Origin of the sequence: Devosia ginsengisoli (assembly GCF_024707105.1) — a bacterium.
Taxonomy (GTDB): Bacteria; Pseudomonadota; Alphaproteobacteria; order Rhizobiales; family Devosiaceae; genus Devosia; species Devosia ginsengisoli_A.
Genome location: NZ_JANQAJ010000006.1, coordinates 179,383 through 194,493, shown reverse-complemented (window position 1 = coordinate 194,493; position 15,111 = coordinate 179,383). Strand labels below are relative to the sequence as shown.

Below are 15,111 nucleotides of genomic sequence, written 5' to 3'. Positions count from 1 at the left end.
ATCCATCTTTCGTGCGGAGAGTCCCGCATCACGGGAATGGTGCAGTTTTGGCCAGGAGAGTGGCCGGACTACGACGCCTTACGCCAGGTCCCGGCGCGCAGGAAGGCTTCAAGATCGGCGGGGCTGAGCGGGCGGGAGAAGGCATAGCCCTGCAGGATATCGCAGCCCAGGTCGCGCAGGATGGCCGCGTGTTCCATGGTCTCGACGCCCTCGGCCACGACCTCGATACCCATCGACTTGCCGATATCGACGATGGAAGCGAGCAATTGCCGCTGGCCGGGATCGACCAGGATAGGATTGACCAGTTGCCGGTCGATCTTGAGCCGGCTGGGACGCAGCTTCTGCAGCGACACGATGGAGGCATAGCCGGTGCCGAAATCGTCGATTTCGACATCGATGCCCAGTTCCTTGATGCGGTCGATATTCCACCCGACCACGGCGTCGCCTTCGTCGAGATAGATCGATTCCACCAGTTCGAACGACAGCCGTCCCGGCTCGATATTGAGCTGGCGCAACCCGTTGATCAGGTCTTCGTCATTGAGCCGGCGCAGCGAGACGTTGACCGAGACGCGCGGCACGGCAAGGTCCATTTTGTCCCAGCCGGCCAGGGCGGTGAGCGACTGTTCGAGGATCAGCCGGTCGATGGTGGCGACCACGTTGAGCTCTTCAGCGGTGGGCATGAAGGCGTCGGGCGCCTTGATGCCCTCGCTCGGATGCTGCCAGCGCGCCAGCGCCTCGACGCCTACCACGTCGAGCGTATGGGCGTCGAACTGCGGCTGGAACCAGGCGACGAATTCGTTGCGCTCCAGCCCGCTGAGGATTTCGTCGGCCACTTTCTTGGTTTTGACCACCTCGGCCTGCAGGGCTTCGGAGAAGAATTCGAAGCGATTGCGGCCGCGTGCCTTGGCCCGGTAGAGCGCGATATCGGCATTGATGAGCAGGCGCTTCACGTCGATGGGCGTACCGCGGTCGGCGGCAATGCCGATGCTGACGCCGAAGCGGCATTCATGCCCTTCATAGGTCACCGGCTGGCGCATCTGCTTGACGATACGCTCGGCCAGCGTGGCGAGATGGATATCGCCCTGGCTGGCTGTGGTCAGCACCACGAATTCGTCGCCACCGATGCGGGCGACGAAATCGGCATTGCTGCAATTGTCGCGCAGCACGGCGCTGGCATGGACCAGCATGGCGTCGCCCGCCGCATGACCCAGCGTGTCGTTGATCTGCTTGAAGCGGTCGAGATCGATATGTAGCAGCGCCATGCTGGCACTGTCCTGATAGCCCGCGGCGGCGTGGCGCTTGAGCATGTCGTCGAGATAGCGACGGTTGGGCAGCCCGGTCAGGCTGTCATGCAGCGCATTGTGCTCGATGCGCACACGGGCCAGCTCAAGCTCGTGATTGCGCGCCTCGGTCAGTTGTGTGGCGCGCCGCAGCTCCTCGTTGAGCGTCACGTCGGCCGTCACGTCCCAGTTGACCCCGATAACTTTGTCGGGCGTGCCCGGCTCGCGATAGAGGGCGCCGACGGAGCGGACATGGCGCAGGGTGCCACTATCCAGCAGCACGCGATAATCCGATTCATAGCGCCCGGTGGCGATCATCCGGCGGAAGTCGGCTTCGGCGCGCTCCTGATCTTCGGGATGCACCGCCGCCTTCCAGTTGTCGTGGCTGCGCGGACCGCCGTCGGCAGGCAGGCCATAGAGTTCGTTGGTCTTGGCGTCCCAGGTTTCCCGGCCGGTGGCTACATCCATTTCCCATACGCCGACCTTGGACACATCCAGCGCCAGCCCCAACCGGCGCGACAGCCGGGCCAGTTCGGCCTCGCGTGCCTTGGCCTCGCGGAAATGCTCCTGCCGCTCGCCCACCAGACGCCCGGTAATGACGATGGGCAGCAGGATCAGCGCCCCGGCGATGAACATCAGCGCGCGCAGCCCGCCAGTGTCCTGCGCCGCCGCCCAGCCACCCTTGGGCACGGCGGCGATTTCCCACGAACCGGTCGGCAGGGTAACCTCGGCCAGAACCGGGTTCTGTTGCCCCAGATCGGGGCCGAAGAAGCGCGTGCCCTCGCTGCCGGTCGCATCCTTGCCGGTGATCGAGATATCGATCGACCGGGCCGGGTCGAACAGCCCGCTATCGGCATAGAGCCGGTCGACATCGACCACGGCCGAGACCAGGCCCCAGAAGGCGCGGCCGGCCGGCGTATCCATATAGACCGGGAAGCGGCCGATGAAGCCGCGGCCGCCCTGCACCAGATTGACCGGCCCGGCCAGCACCAGCTTGCCGGCATCGCGGGCGCGCAGGGCGGCCGCGCCCTGCAAAGCATTGGTGCGATAATCGAGCCCGATGGCCGCCTCATTGCCCTTGAGCGGGTAAGTCATGGAAATGACGAAATCTGGCGCCGCAGCGATGGAGCGCAACTGGCTCTGTTCCTCGAACAGGTTCGACACCAGTGCCGAATAACGCGTCTGGTCCATATCCGGCTCGGTGGAGATGACCGAGACCAGCCCGCGCACGAGCTGGATATTGCCGTTGATATTGCCCTCGAGCTTGGCCCGGATCAGCGAGACCTCGGCCAGCACGGCCGCCCGCATGCGCTCCTCGTTGAGCACGCTGCTCTGCCGATCGAGGAAGACGCCGCCGGCCACTAGCACGATAACCGCCACCAGCGCCGGCAGCAGGATTGGCCGCAACCAGCTCAGACGGTGTTCGGGCATATGTGACGCGTTCGAATTCAAGATTGCCATCCGCTGCCGGCCTTCTGGCCAGCCTAGTCCCCAGCTTGGACCAAGGGCGTTTATGTTTGGCTTATCAGTGAGATGAACTGATCGCGTGGTTAGCGCAGGGCTAACGGTTTTGCCTCATAATGCTTCGACAAGATCCACCCCGGCCGCCGTGCATTGTGCGCGGAAGCGCTCGGAGGGACAGCGGTCGGTGACGAAAGTGGCGATCTGGTCGATGCGGGCAATGCGCACCGGGGCCGAGCGGGCGAATTTGCCCTGGTCGGCCACCAGGATCACATGGCGCGCATTGGCGATGATGGCCTGCGCCACCCTGACCTCGCGATAGTCGTAATCGAGCAGCGCGCCTTCCTCGTCCAGCGCCGAGGCGCCGATGATGGCGTAATCCACCTTGAACTGGGAAAAGAACCCGGCCGCCGCCTCGCCGACAATACCGCCATCGGAGGGGCGCACCACGCCGCCGGCAATGACCACTTCGAAGCGCGGATAGACCCGCATGCGGTTGGCGACGTTGATATTGTTGGTGATGACCAGCAGGCCCGAATGATCGAGCAGGGCCTGGCTCACCGCCTCGGTGGTGGTACCGATATTGATGAACAGCGACGCATCGTTGGGGATGAGTGCGGCGGCGGCCCGGCCGATGGCGTCCTTGGCCTCGGCGGCGATGCGGCGGCGCGCTTCATATTCGAGATTTTCGACGCCCGACGGCAGCGTGGCCCCACCATGTACGCGGGTCAGCAGGCGCTGGTCGCACAGCGCATTGAGATCCTTGCGGATGGTCTGCACCGAAACGGCGAATTCGGCGGCCAATTGGTCCACCGTGACGCGATTGTGCAGGCGGGCAAGGTCGAGAATGGCCTGATGGCGGGCAGTGGTATCGAGCATGGTGCTTTCGTTTTAGGTCGAAACGAAAGGCAGGGAAAGGTAGTGAAACCGCCGAACCCTCAACAGACCTCATCCTGAGCCTGTCGAAGGACGAGGTCGTGGCATCCGGGCCTCCACGCGCCCGACCTCGTGGTTCGACAAGCTCACCATGAGGTCTTCGGAGGATATGGTGCGGATGCCGCTATACTTCCTCCAGCTCGATCAGCGTGCCATCGAAGTCCTTTGGGTGCAGGAACAGCACCGGTTTGCCATGAGCGCCGGTCTTTGGACTGCCATCGCCCAGCACGCGGGCGCCGCCGGATTTTAGCGTTTCGGCGGCGGCGAGAATGTCGGGCACTTCGAAGCAGATATGGTGCATGCCGCCGGAGGGGTTCTTTGCGAGAAAGGCGGCAATGGGCGAGGCGTCGCCCAGGGGCTCCAACAATTCCACCTTGGTATTGCCGGTATCGATGAAGACCACGGTAACGCCATGCTCGGGCAATGCCTGGGGCTGGCCGACATGGGCGCCGAGCAGGTCGCGATACCGAGCGGCGGCTGCGGCGAGATCGGGGACGGCGATGGCGATATGATTGAGACGGCCGATCATCGATTGCTCAACCTTCCCTCGATCTGGCTCAGCACGGAAAAGGCGGCGCTCAGCACATTGGTGCCCGGGCCGAAAATGCCGGCCACGCCGCAATCGAACAGGAAGTCGTAATCCTGCTCGGGAATGACCCCGCCGACGATGACGGTGACGTCGCCCAGGTCCCGATCCCTCAGTGCCCCGATCAGTTCCGGCACCAGCGTCTTGTGCCCGGCGGCGAGCGAGGAGACGCCCACCGCATCGACCTTGAGTTCATCGACATGGGCGGCCACTTCGGGTGCGGTTTCGAACAGGTCGCCCATATGGACGGCAAAGCCGAGATCGGCAAAGGCCGAGGCGATGACCTTGGCGCCGCGGTCATGCCCGTCCTGTCCCATCTTGGCGATGAAGATGGAGGGCGCGCGCCCACGGGCCGCCTTGAAGCTCTCGATGCGGGTGCTGATGGCTGAAAATTCCGGATCGTCGCCATAGCCGCCGGCGTAGACGCCGGAGATGACGCGGGTCACGGCCGAGTGGCGGCCGAAGACGTCTTCCATGGCCTGGCTGATCTCGCCCAAAGTGGCGCGAGCACGCGCGGCCTCGATGGCGGCTTCGAGCAGGTTGCCTTCGTCCTTGGCTGCATATTCGCGCAGTGCCGACAGCATGGACTGGCATTTGGCCTCGTCGCGGCTGGAACGGACGCGCTGGAGCAGGGCGACCTGCTCGGCGCGCACCTTGGCATTGTCGATCTCGCGCACGTCGATGGCATCTTCCACATCGAGCCGGTAGCGGTTGACGCCGACAATGATATCCTCGCCGCGATCGACGCGGGCCTGGCGCTGGGCGGCCGCCTTTTCGATTTCGAGCTTGGGGCCGCCCGATTGCACGGCACGGGTCATGCCACCCTGCATTTCGGCTTCGCCGATGAGCCTTTTCGCCTCTTCGACCAGTTGGCTGGTCAGCGTCTCGACATAGTAGGAGCCGCCCAGCGGATCGACCACGTCGGTGATGCGCGATTCATGCTGCAGGATGAGCTGGGTATTGCGGGCAATGCGGCTAGAGAATTCGGTGGGCAGCGCGATGGCTTCATCGAAGCTGTTGGTGTGGAGGCTCTGCGTGCCGCCCAAAGTGGCGGCGAGGGCCTCGATCGTGGTGCGCACGATATTGTTGTGCGGGTCCTGCTCGGTGAGGGACACGCCCGAAGTCTGGCAATGGGTGCGCAGCATCTTGGAGCGGGCGTCTTTGGCCCCCAGCCCGGTCATGATCTCGCTCCAGAGCTGGCGCGCGGCGCGCAGCTTGGCGACTTCGAGGAAGAAGTTCATGCCGATGCCGAAAAAGAAGCTCAGCCGCCCGGCAAAGGCATCGATATCGAGGCCGCGGGCCTGGGCGGCGCGGACATATTCCATGCCGTCGGCCAAGGTATAGGCCAGCTCCTGTACCGCCGTCGCCCCGGCCTCGTGCATGTGGTAGCCCGAGATGGAAATCGAGTTGAACTTGGGCATATGCCGCGCCGTATGGGCGATGATATCGCCGACAATCCGCATCGAGGGCTCGGGCGGATAGATATAGGTGTTGCGGACCATGAACTCCTTGAGGATGTCGTTCTGGATGGTCCCGTCGAGCTGAGCCTGTTTCACGCCCTGCTCTTCCGCCGCCACGATGAACATGGCCAGCACCGGAATGACGGCGCCATTCATGGTCATGGAGACGCTCATCCGGTCGAGCGGAATGCCGTCGAACAGGATTTTCATGTCCTCGACGGAGTCGATGGCGACGCCCGCCTTGCCCACATCGCCGGTGACCCGGGGATGGTCGCTGTCATAGCCGCGATGGGTGGCGAGGTCGAAGGCAACCGACAGGCCCTTCTGCCCCTTTTCCAGCGCCTGCCGATAGAAGGCATTGCTCTCCCGTGCCGTGGAGAAGCCGGCATATTGGCGGATGGTCCAGGGCCGGTTGGCATACATGGTGGCGCGGACGCCGCGGGTGAATGGCTCGACGCCGGGGACCTGCCCGTCCGGGCCGAGATAGACCGGCTTGACGGGAATGCCGCCATAGTCGCGGTCGAGCGAGGAGAGCGGGGTATCGCGCAGTTCCTTTTGCGCGAGGGCGGCCCAAGCAGAAAAGTTGGCTTTTTCAGACATCGCAACCCCCACTCCTTGATCCCTCCCCACAAGGGGGAGGGAGACGCATGCCGATGCTCGGGAAGTTCAACACCTGCCGGGCAGGCTTCCCTCCCCCTTGTGGGGAGGGGAGTGAGGGTGGGGGTATCTCGCCGCAAATACTGAACCCATCACACCGCCTCGAATTCGATCATGACCTGGTCCACCGCCAGCACGGCGCCGGGCACGACATGGACCTTGCCGACCCGGGCGCGCTTTTCGGCCTTGAGCACGTTTTCCATCTTCATGGCCTCGACAATGGCCAGGGTCTGGCCGTCCTCGACAATATCGCCTTCGGCCACATCCACGCGCACCACCTGGCCGGGCATGGGGCAGAGCAGAAACCGGCTCATGTCGGGCGGGACTTTCACCGGCATATGCGGCAGCAGCGCCGCGATATGCGGGCGGAGCACCAGCACCTTCAGGTCGGCGCCGCGATAGCGGATGCGGAAGCCAGATGTGGTCGGATTGACCTTGAGCACGGCCGTGCGGCCATCGGACCAGTCGAGCCGGGCCGTCTTGTCGCCCGGCTGCCATTGAAGGTGGGCGGCCTCGCTGCGCCAGCCGACATCGACCACGGTTTCGAGGCCATGCTGGTGCAGGGTGACGCTGTTGGTCGTCTCGCCCGCCTGTACATGCCAGCGCGATTCCGTCGCGGCGCCGCTGCGGCGCTGCTCACGGCGCGCCATCATGATGGCGGCTGCGGCCGTGACGTCAAACTGATGCTGTTCGCTGAGCTCTGCGCCATGAAAGCCCTCGGGGAATTCCTCGGCAATATAGCCGGTGGTGAGCCGCCCTTCGCGGAAGCGCTCCTGTTCCATGACGGTGGAGAGGAAGGGCAGGTTATTGCCCACGCCCTCGACCTCGAAGGAGTCCAGCGCCACGGCCATGGCATCCACGGCTTCGATACGGGTCGGTGCCCAGGTACAGAGCTTGGCGATCATCGGATCGTAGAAGGTGGAAATCTCGCCGCCTTCGAAGACGCCGGTATCGTTGCGCACCGTATCGGTTTCGGCTGGCGGCCTGTATCGCGTGAGCCGGCCGGTGGACGGCAGGAAGTTGCGATAGGGGTCTTCGGCATAGAGCCGGCTCTCGATGGCCCAGCCATTGCGCTTTACCTCGGCCTGGACAAGCGGCAGCTTTTCGCCATTGGCGACGCGGAGCATGAGTTCCACCAGGTCGAGGCCCGTGATCAGCTCGGTCACCGGATGCTCGACCTGAAGGCGGGTATTCATTTCGAGGAAGTAGAAATTGCGATCCTTGTCGACGATGAATTCTACCGTGCCGGCGCTCTGGTAGCCCACCGCCCTGGCCAGGGCGACGGACTGTTCGCCCATGGCCTTCCGGGTGGCCTCGTCGAGGAAGGGCGAGGGCGCCTCCTCGATCACCTTCTGGTTGCGGCGCTGAATGGAGCATTCGCGCTCGTTGAGATAGAGCGCATTGCCATGCGCATCGGCAATGAGCTGGATTTCGATATGGCGCGGCTCGGTGACGAATTTCTCGATGAAGATGCGATCGTCACCGAAGGATGACGCGGCCTCGGACTTGGAGCGCTCGAAACCCTCGCGGGCCTCGGCATCACTATGGGCAATGCGCATGCCCTTGCCGCCGCCGCCAGCCGAAGCCTTGATCATGACCGGATAGCCGATGGACCGGGCGATGGTGACGGCGTGCTCGGCGTCGTCGATCAGCCCCATATGGCCTGGCACGGTCGAAACGCCTGCCTCGGCCGCGATCTTCTTGGAGGTGATCTTGTCGCCCATGGCCTCGATGGCTTTGACCGGCGGGCCGACGAAGATGATGCCGGCCGCGTCCAGCGCCTCGGCAAATTTCGGATTTTCCGAAAGGAACCCATAGCCCGGATGCACGGCCTCGGCGCCGGTCTGCTTGCAGGCGGCGATGATCCTGTCGATCTGGAGGTAGGAGTCCTTGGCCGGCGACGGGCCGATATGCACGGCCTCGTCGGCCATGCGGACATGCAGGGCCTCCCGGTCGGCATCGGAATAGACGGCGACGGTGGCAATGCCCATTTTCTTCGCGGTCTTGATGACCCGGCAGGCAATCTCGCCCCTGTTGGCAATGAGGAGTTTGGTGATCATCACAGCATCGCGCCCTTCATTTGTATTTTCGCTCGTGGGGGCGGGAAGTCATACAATTCGGGAGCTGCTGATAAGAACTGCGCGGTGGCAATGCCAAAAATGACTAGTTTTTGGTCCGTCGTTAGCTGTGTATATGGAATTTTTTCAGACTTTCCGACGGCGAAGGTGAACCGAGAAACGTCATCAAAAATAGGTGGTTTGGCGTTTATAACCTGGTCAACAAGCTTACTGTATTTCGCAAAAGAGGCAGTCTTGTCGTGAGCGAACTTGTTTCTTAGCTGACGTAACCCATCGACGATCTTGAATACGTCATTGCCAAATCTTATGGCCTTCAGGACGATGCATTTTTCGTAGAATTTCAACCGAGAGATATCCTCCCCCAGGATTTTCTTGATGAACTGGTCTAGCTGAGCTTCAACCTCGAAAGTTAGCAATAGCAGTTTGGATAGCTCATCCTCGGCACGAAATGCCCTGACCAAAATATCGTGGTCAATCTCGTCCCACGCCTCAATGATAACTCCGCCATCAGTGCCTATCTGCATGTCCCATCCTCACAGCGGAATATTGTCGTGCTTCTTTTTCGGCATGCTCGACTGCTTGTGGCGCAGCGTCGAGAACGCCCTTATCACCCGCCGTCTTGTGCCGTGGGGCATGATGACGTCGTCGATGAAGCCGCGTTCGGCGGCGACGAAGGGGTTGGCGAAGCGGGCTTCGTAATCGGCGGTGCGCTGGGCGATCTTTTCCTTGTCGCCCAGTTCCGAGCGATAGAGGATTTCAGTCGCGCCCTTGGCACCCATGACGGCGATTTCGGCCGATGGCCAGGCATAGTTCACGTCGGCCTTGATGTGCTTGGACGCCATCACGTCATAGGCGCCGCCATAGGCCTTGCGGGTGATGACGGTCACCAGCGGCACGGTGGCCTCGGCATAGGCGAAGAGCAGCTTGGCGCCGTGCTTGATGATGCCGCCATATTCCTGCGCCACGCCGGGCAGGAAGCCGGGCACGTCGACAAAGGTCAGGATGGGGATCTCAAAGCTGTCGCAGAAGCGGATGAAGCGCGCGGCTTTCTTGGAGGCGTTGATATCAAGGCACCCGGCCAGCACCAGCGGCTGGTTGGCGACGACGCCGACAGTATGGCCGTCGAGCCGGATGAACCCGCAGAGGATATTGCCGGCATGGTCCTGCTGGATTTCGAGGAAGTCGCCCTCGTCGGTCACCTTCTCGATCACCTCGCGCATGTCATAGGGCTTGTTGGCACTGTCGGGGATGATGGTGTCGAGGCTGTCATCGCGCCGGTCCACCGGGTCGTGGGTGGTGAGGCGCGGCGGCTTCTGTCCGGCGGCGAGGGGGAGGTAGGAGAAGAGGCGGCGGACTTCGAGCAGGGTCTCGATGTCGTTCTCGAATGCGGCATCGGCGACCGAGGAAATCTTGGTATGGGTCGAGGCGCCGCCGAGTTCTTCCTGCGTCACGGACTCGTTGGTGACGGTCTTGACCACATCCGGGCCGGTCACGAACATGTAGCTCGTGTCCTTCACCATGTAGATGAAGTCGGTCATGGCGGGGGAATAGACGGCGCCGCCAGCGCAGGGCCCCATGATGACCGAGATTTGCGGCACTGCGCCGGAAGCCTGCACATTGCGCCAGAACACGTCGGCATAGCCGCCCAATGACGCCACGCCTTCCTGGATACGGGCGCCGCCTGAATCGTTGAGGCCGATGACCGGCGCGCCATTCTGCATGGCCAGGTCCATGATCTTGCAGATCTTCCTGGCATGGGTTTCGGAGAGGGAGCCGCCGAAGACGGTGAAATCCTGGCTGAACACATAGACGAGGCGACCCTCGATCGTGCCCCAGCCGGTGACGACGCCATCGCCGGGAATGATGGTGTCGGCCATGTTGAAATCCACCGCCCGGTGGGTGACGAACATGTCGTATTCTTCGAAGCTGCCGGGATCTAGCAGCACGTCGAGCCGCTCGCGGGCGGTGAGCTTGCCCTTGCCATGCTGGGTATCGATGCGCCTTTGCCCGCCGCCGAGCCGCGCCTGGGCGCGCTTGTCTTCCAGTTCGGCGATGATCTTCTGCATGGGCGGGCCTCCGTCTCGCGGGCAGACTAGCCCTTTGCCGCAGCGAGCCCAAGACGGGAAAGCGCAAGCGTGTTACAGTCACACAAGATCAGATTTGTAATTTTGTGGATTTGTGAAGATGGCGGCACGCAAGGTCTTTGCCGGGGCGCGGTTGCGGGCTCTGCGCAGCCAGCACAAGCTGACGCAAAGTGAGCTGGCCTCGCGGCTCGATATTTCGGCTTCCTATGTCAACCAGCTCGAATCCAACCAGCGGCCGCTGACCGCTTCGGTGATGCTGGCTTTGGCCGACGGGTTCAATCTCGACCTCAGCGAATTGATGACCGACGCCTCCGACCGCCTGGTAGCCGACCTGCGCGAAGCACTGGCCGATCCGGTCTTCGGGGAGGCTGTGCCGAACCTGCAGGAACTGAAGACCGTCGCCACCAATGCGCCTGACATGGCGCGGGCTATGCTGCAGCTCTATGAGAGCTATCGCAAGACCAATGAGCGGCTGGCCGGAGTGGATGCGGCGCTGACGCGCGATCCGCAATCGGGTATGCAGACCGCCTATGAGGAAGTGCGCGACTTCTTCCACTATGCCGACAACTATATCGACCCGCTTGATCGCGCTGCCGAGGCGCTGGCGGCCGAGCTGGGCGAATTCGGGCCGGACCGGCTGCACCGCCTGATCGCTTATTGCGCCGAGATGCACAATATCAGGGTGACGCTGACCCCGCCGCTGGCCGGCGACACCATCACCCAGTTCGATCGGGCCAACCGGGACCTGCTGGTCAACAGCCGGCTTGATCCGTCCACCCAGTTCTTCCAGATCGCGGTTACTTTGGCGGGGCTGGAACAGGCGACTTTGCTGGGCCAGTTGCTCGATGGGGCCAGCTTCAAGACATCAGAGGCGCGGGACATTGCGCGCATGGGGCTGACCAACTATTTCGCCGGCGCCCTGCAGATGCCCTATGGCGCCTTTCTCAAGGCGGCCGAGGCGCATCGCTATGACATCGAGGAGCTGGGGCACCTGTTCGGCGCCAGCCTGGAACAGGTGGCGCATCGCCTCTCCACCATGCAGCGGCCGCGCGAGCGCGGCGTGCCATTTTTCTTCGCGCGGGTCGATGCGGCAGGGACCATTACCAAGCGCCATTCGGCCACGGCCCTGCAATTCGCCCGCTTCGGCGGGGCGTGCCCGCTCTGGAATGTGCATCGTGCCTTCGAGGGGCGGGGCGAGATCATCCGGCAATTGGCCGAGACGCCTGACGGCAACCGCTATCTGTGTCTGGCCTGGTCGAGCGAAAAGCGCTCGGGCGGCTATCATGGCACGACGCGGCGCTATGCCTATGCCCTCGGTTGCGAGGTGAGCCATGCGGTGCGCACCGTCTATGGCGAGGATGTCGATCCCGTCAGGGCCGCGTTCGACCCGATCGGGATTTCCTGCCGCATCTGCGAGAGGCGCACCTGCCCGCAACGCTCGGTGCCGCCGCTGGCAGCCGCCATCAGCGTGCCGGCGGATCGGCGGAGCATCGTGCCGTACGAGATCGGTTAGGCCGGCTCGAAATCGTTCGGCCTTGCCGTCACATTCACCATGCCCGCCGCAAAACGCTTCGCATTCTTCACATAGCGGTCGGCGGAAGCGGCGAGGTTGCGTACGCCCTCGTCATCGATTTCGCGGATGACCTTGCCGGGGGCGCCGACGACCATGGAATTGTCGGGGATGACCTTGTTTTCGGTGATGAGGGCATTGGCGCCGATCAGGCAGTTCTTGCCGATTTTCGCGCCGTTGAGCACGGTGGCGCCCATGCCGATCAGCGTATTGTCGCCGATAGTGCAGCCATGGACGATGGCCGAATGCCCGATGGTGCAATTTTCCCCGATGGTCAGGGGATAGCCCTTGTCGGTGTGGAGCACCGTATTTTCCTGCACATTGGAGCGGGCGCCGATGGTGATGCGCTCGATATCGCCGCGGGCCACGACGCCGAACCAGATGCCGGCTTCGGCGCCGACCGCGATATCGCCGACCAGCACGGCAGTGGGCGCGATCCAGCCGATATCGGGATCGATCTGCGGGGCGATGCCGTCGAGGGCGTAGATGGGCATTTGGGCCTCCTCAGGGAATGATGCCATAGGCATCGCGCATCTCGGCGATTTTCGCCAGCGTACTTTCGAACAGACCCCAGTCGTCGCTTTCGGCAATCGGCGCCCAGATGGCCTCCACGTCCTCGATCAGCATGGTGCGCGGTTTTTCCCGCGCGAAATAGGGGTGATCGAGATTGACGTCGTCGGCCGGGCCGTATTGCTCCAGGCCGTTGGCGACGGGGCGGAAGGCTTCGCTGGCATAGATCCCGGCCGACGGACTGCGTGCTGCCCGCGCGGCGCTGAGGCTGCCGCCGCGCCAGTCGAAGAAGAATTGTTCATAGGGCGCCTTGCTGGAGGCAAGGAAGCCGAACAGTTCGGCGACGAAAGCGCCGTCGCTTTCGGTGTCGTGGGGCTTGAGGCCGAGGCGTCGCAGCAATTGGCGGGGCAGTTCGGTTCGGAAGGCGGGCCAGACCGTGTTGAGTGCCGGCTCCAGCTTTTCGATACTGGACAGCGGCAGCAGGCATTCGGCCAGGCGCGTGAGGTTCCAGGTCAGCGTATCGGGCTGGCGGCCGAAGCTGTAAAGGCCGGTTTCGTCGAAATAGGCGGCGGTGAAATCGGGATCGTAGGCCAGCAGGAACCGCCAGGGGCCGTAGTCGAAGCTCTCGCCGGTAATGTTGATATTGTCGGTATTGAGCACGCCATGCACGAAGCCGGCGGCCGTCCATTGCGCGCCGAGCCGGGCGACATTGGCCACGACAGCTTCGAGAAAAGCGGCCGGCTTGTCCGGCGCGTCGGACAGCTCGGGATAGTAGTTGGCGATGGCATAATCGAGCAGTTGCGTGAGCCCTTCGCTGTCTTCGAGCCAGGCCAGGCGCTGGAAGGTGCCGATGCGGATATGGCTGTGGCTGAGCCGGACCAGTACCGATGATCTGGTGGGCGAGGGCTCGTCGCCGCGATAGAGATCTTCGCCGGTTTCGATCAGCGAAAAGCTCTTGGACGTATAGACGCCCAGCGCCTCGAGCATTTCGGTGGCGAGCACCTCGCGCACCCCGCCCTTGAGCGTCAGCCGGCCGTCGCCACCGCGCGACCAGGGCGTCGTGCCTGATCCCTTGGTGCCGAAATCCATCAGCCGCCCGTCGGCAAGGTCGTAGCCCTGCGCGAAGAGGAAGCCGCGACCGTCGCCCAGATCGGCATTGTAGCTGCGGAACTGGTGGCCGTGATAGCGCAGGGCCAGCGGCTGCGGCAGCGAGCCGGGCAGGGGTTTGAACCGGCCGAAATGGGCGAGCCACTGGTCGTCGGTGAGATCGGCCAGCCCCATCCGCGCGGCCCAGCGCTGGTCGCGGTGGCGCAATATGGTCTGCGGGAAAATGGCCGGCGCGACGCGATCGAAGAAGGCATCGCCCAGCATTTCGTGGCTGCGGGCAGGCTGGAAGCTGGTCATGGCGCCATCATAGGTCATCTGCTGTGCTGGTGCGCAACCCAGCCTTTCGCCAGTCCGCCTAGCGCACAAGCGCAAATCGCCCTATATCGGGCGAGATGAAATCCCACAGCGACATCCTGCGCCTCGCGCCGTTCCAGGCCGTCATCTTCGATATGGACGGCACTCTGCTCGACACAGAAAGCGTCTTCAAGACCATCGTTTTCGAGGTCTGCACCGAGCTGGGCTTCGAGATGACCGATGCCGTGCATATGTCCATGGTCGGCGGCAGCCACGAGCGCACCAGCCAGTTGCTGATCGAAGCCTATGGCGTGACCTTTCCCTATGCCCTGTTCGACGAGCGCTGCCGGGTGATCATGCGCGAGCGCAGCCATTCCGGCGTACCGGTCAAGCCCGGCGCCCGCGAATTCATCACCGACCTGCGCGAGCGCGGCATTCCGACGGCTGTCGCGACCTCCTCGCGCAATCCCCATGCCACCCACCACCTGGGGGCGGCGGGGCTGCTCGACCTGTTCGAAACCGTGGTGACCCGCGACGATGTGGTCAATCCCAAGCCCCATCCCGAGCCCTACCTGACGGCGGCGCGGCGGCTGGGCATCGACCCGCTGCACTGCCTGGCGCTCGAGGACAGCAATGCCGGCGTGCGCGCCGCCCATGCCGCCGGCATGCAGACGGTCATGGTGCCTGACCTGGTCTATCCCGATGCGGCCATTCGCGAACTGGGCATCGCCGTGATGGAAAGCCTCGACCACGTGCGGCTGGCAGCGTTCGACAAGCGCTAGCCCGCTTGCCTCCCGGCCGGGCTTCCGGGCCACACATCCACAGCAAAGCGCAGGTTTGCGGCACCGTTCCGTAAACTTTTAGCCATTGCCGAAAGTGCCCTTTCACCAAGGGGCAAGTCCTTCAATTTACAGGGTTTTCAATCGCCGCCCCCTAGGTTAACCCTAACTTAAGAAGCTAACCGGCATAGTTAACCAGCCGTAAATTTCGACTTCCATCGCCTTGTAACCTTGGTTAGGGTGCCGGCCGGGAAGTGACGAGGGGTCCGCAATGACGGGCCCGAACGAAGGCCCGCCGGATATGGCCGG

General features: G+C 63.3%; 11 protein-coding genes. 2 read left to right on the top strand and 9 right to left on the bottom strand.

All coding sequences use genetic code 11. From position 1 onward, the window contains the following. Positions 1-68 precede the first annotated feature (68 nt). The 7 genes from NVV79_RS04605 to NVV79_RS04575 all read right to left on the bottom strand — a co-directional run bounded on the left by NVV79_RS04605 (position 69) and on the right by NVV79_RS04575 (position 10,524). Positions 69-2,711, bottom strand: a complete 2,643-nt coding sequence (locus tag NVV79_RS04605) for an EAL domain-containing protein (RefSeq protein WP_303986722.1) — start codon at positions 2,709-2,711, stop codon at positions 69-71. A 144-nt stretch (positions 2,712-2,855) separates the two neighbouring features. Further along, positions 2,856-3,620: a DeoR/GlpR family DNA-binding transcription regulator gene (locus tag NVV79_RS04600; protein ID WP_303986720.1), complete on the bottom strand. Its 765-nt coding sequence runs from the start codon at positions 3,618-3,620 to the stop codon at positions 2,856-2,858. Between the two features lie 181 nt (positions 3,621-3,801). Beyond that, complete coding sequence (gene mce / locus NVV79_RS04595) at positions 3,802-4,206, bottom strand: methylmalonyl-CoA epimerase (RefSeq protein WP_303986718.1); 405 nt, start codon at positions 4,204-4,206, stop codon at positions 3,802-3,804. Continuing rightward, on the bottom strand, positions 4,203-6,323 hold the full coding sequence (scpA, locus tag NVV79_RS04590; protein ID WP_303986716.1) for a methylmalonyl-CoA mutase: 2,121 nt from the start codon (positions 6,321-6,323) through the stop codon (positions 4,203-4,205). The genes mce and scpA overlap by 4 nt, the downstream gene beginning before the upstream one ends. Positions 6,324-6,472: 149 nt before the next feature. After that, the gene (locus NVV79_RS04585) at positions 6,473-8,440 is read right to left on the bottom strand and encodes an acetyl/propionyl/methylcrotonyl-CoA carboxylase subunit alpha (RefSeq protein WP_303986714.1); all 1,968 of its coding nucleotides are present in this window, start codon (positions 8,438-8,440) and stop codon (positions 6,473-6,475) included. Beyond that, entirely contained in the window at positions 8,440-8,982 is a 543-nt protein-coding gene (locus NVV79_RS04580) for a hypothetical protein (protein ID WP_303986712.1), read from the bottom strand. Before NVV79_RS04580 ends, NVV79_RS04585 begins: the two co-directional genes overlap by 1 nt. A 9-nt stretch (positions 8,983-8,991) precedes the next feature. Further along, positions 8,992-10,524: an acyl-CoA carboxylase subunit beta gene (locus tag NVV79_RS04575; protein WP_303986710.1), complete on the bottom strand. Its 1,533-nt coding sequence runs from the start codon at positions 10,522-10,524 to the stop codon at positions 8,992-8,994. A 118-nt stretch (positions 10,525-10,642) separates the two neighbouring features. Here NVV79_RS04575 and NVV79_RS04570 point away from each other — a divergent pair, with 118 nt between their 5' ends. After that, positions 10,643-12,055, top strand: a complete 1,413-nt coding sequence (locus NVV79_RS04570; protein WP_303986708.1) for a short-chain fatty acyl-CoA regulator family protein — start codon at positions 10,643-10,645, stop codon at positions 12,053-12,055. Here the strand turns inward: NVV79_RS04570 and NVV79_RS04565 are convergent. Next, entirely contained in the window at positions 12,052-12,606 is a 555-nt protein-coding gene (locus tag NVV79_RS04565) for a gamma carbonic anhydrase family protein (RefSeq protein WP_303986706.1), read from the bottom strand. The two genes, NVV79_RS04570 and NVV79_RS04565, sit on opposite strands and share 4 nt — an antisense overlap. Before the next feature lie 10 nt (positions 12,607-12,616). Then, on the bottom strand, positions 12,617-14,044 hold the full coding sequence (locus NVV79_RS04560; protein ID WP_303986705.1) for a protein adenylyltransferase SelO: 1,428 nt from the start codon (positions 14,042-14,044) through the stop codon (positions 12,617-12,619). A gap of 77 nt (positions 14,045-14,121) precedes the next feature. Between NVV79_RS04560 and NVV79_RS04555 the strand changes: the two genes are divergently transcribed. Then, positions 14,122-14,805: an HAD family phosphatase gene (locus tag NVV79_RS04555; protein WP_303986703.1), complete on the top strand. Its 684-nt coding sequence runs from the start codon at positions 14,122-14,124 to the stop codon at positions 14,803-14,805. Positions 14,806-15,111: the final 306 nt, after the last annotated feature.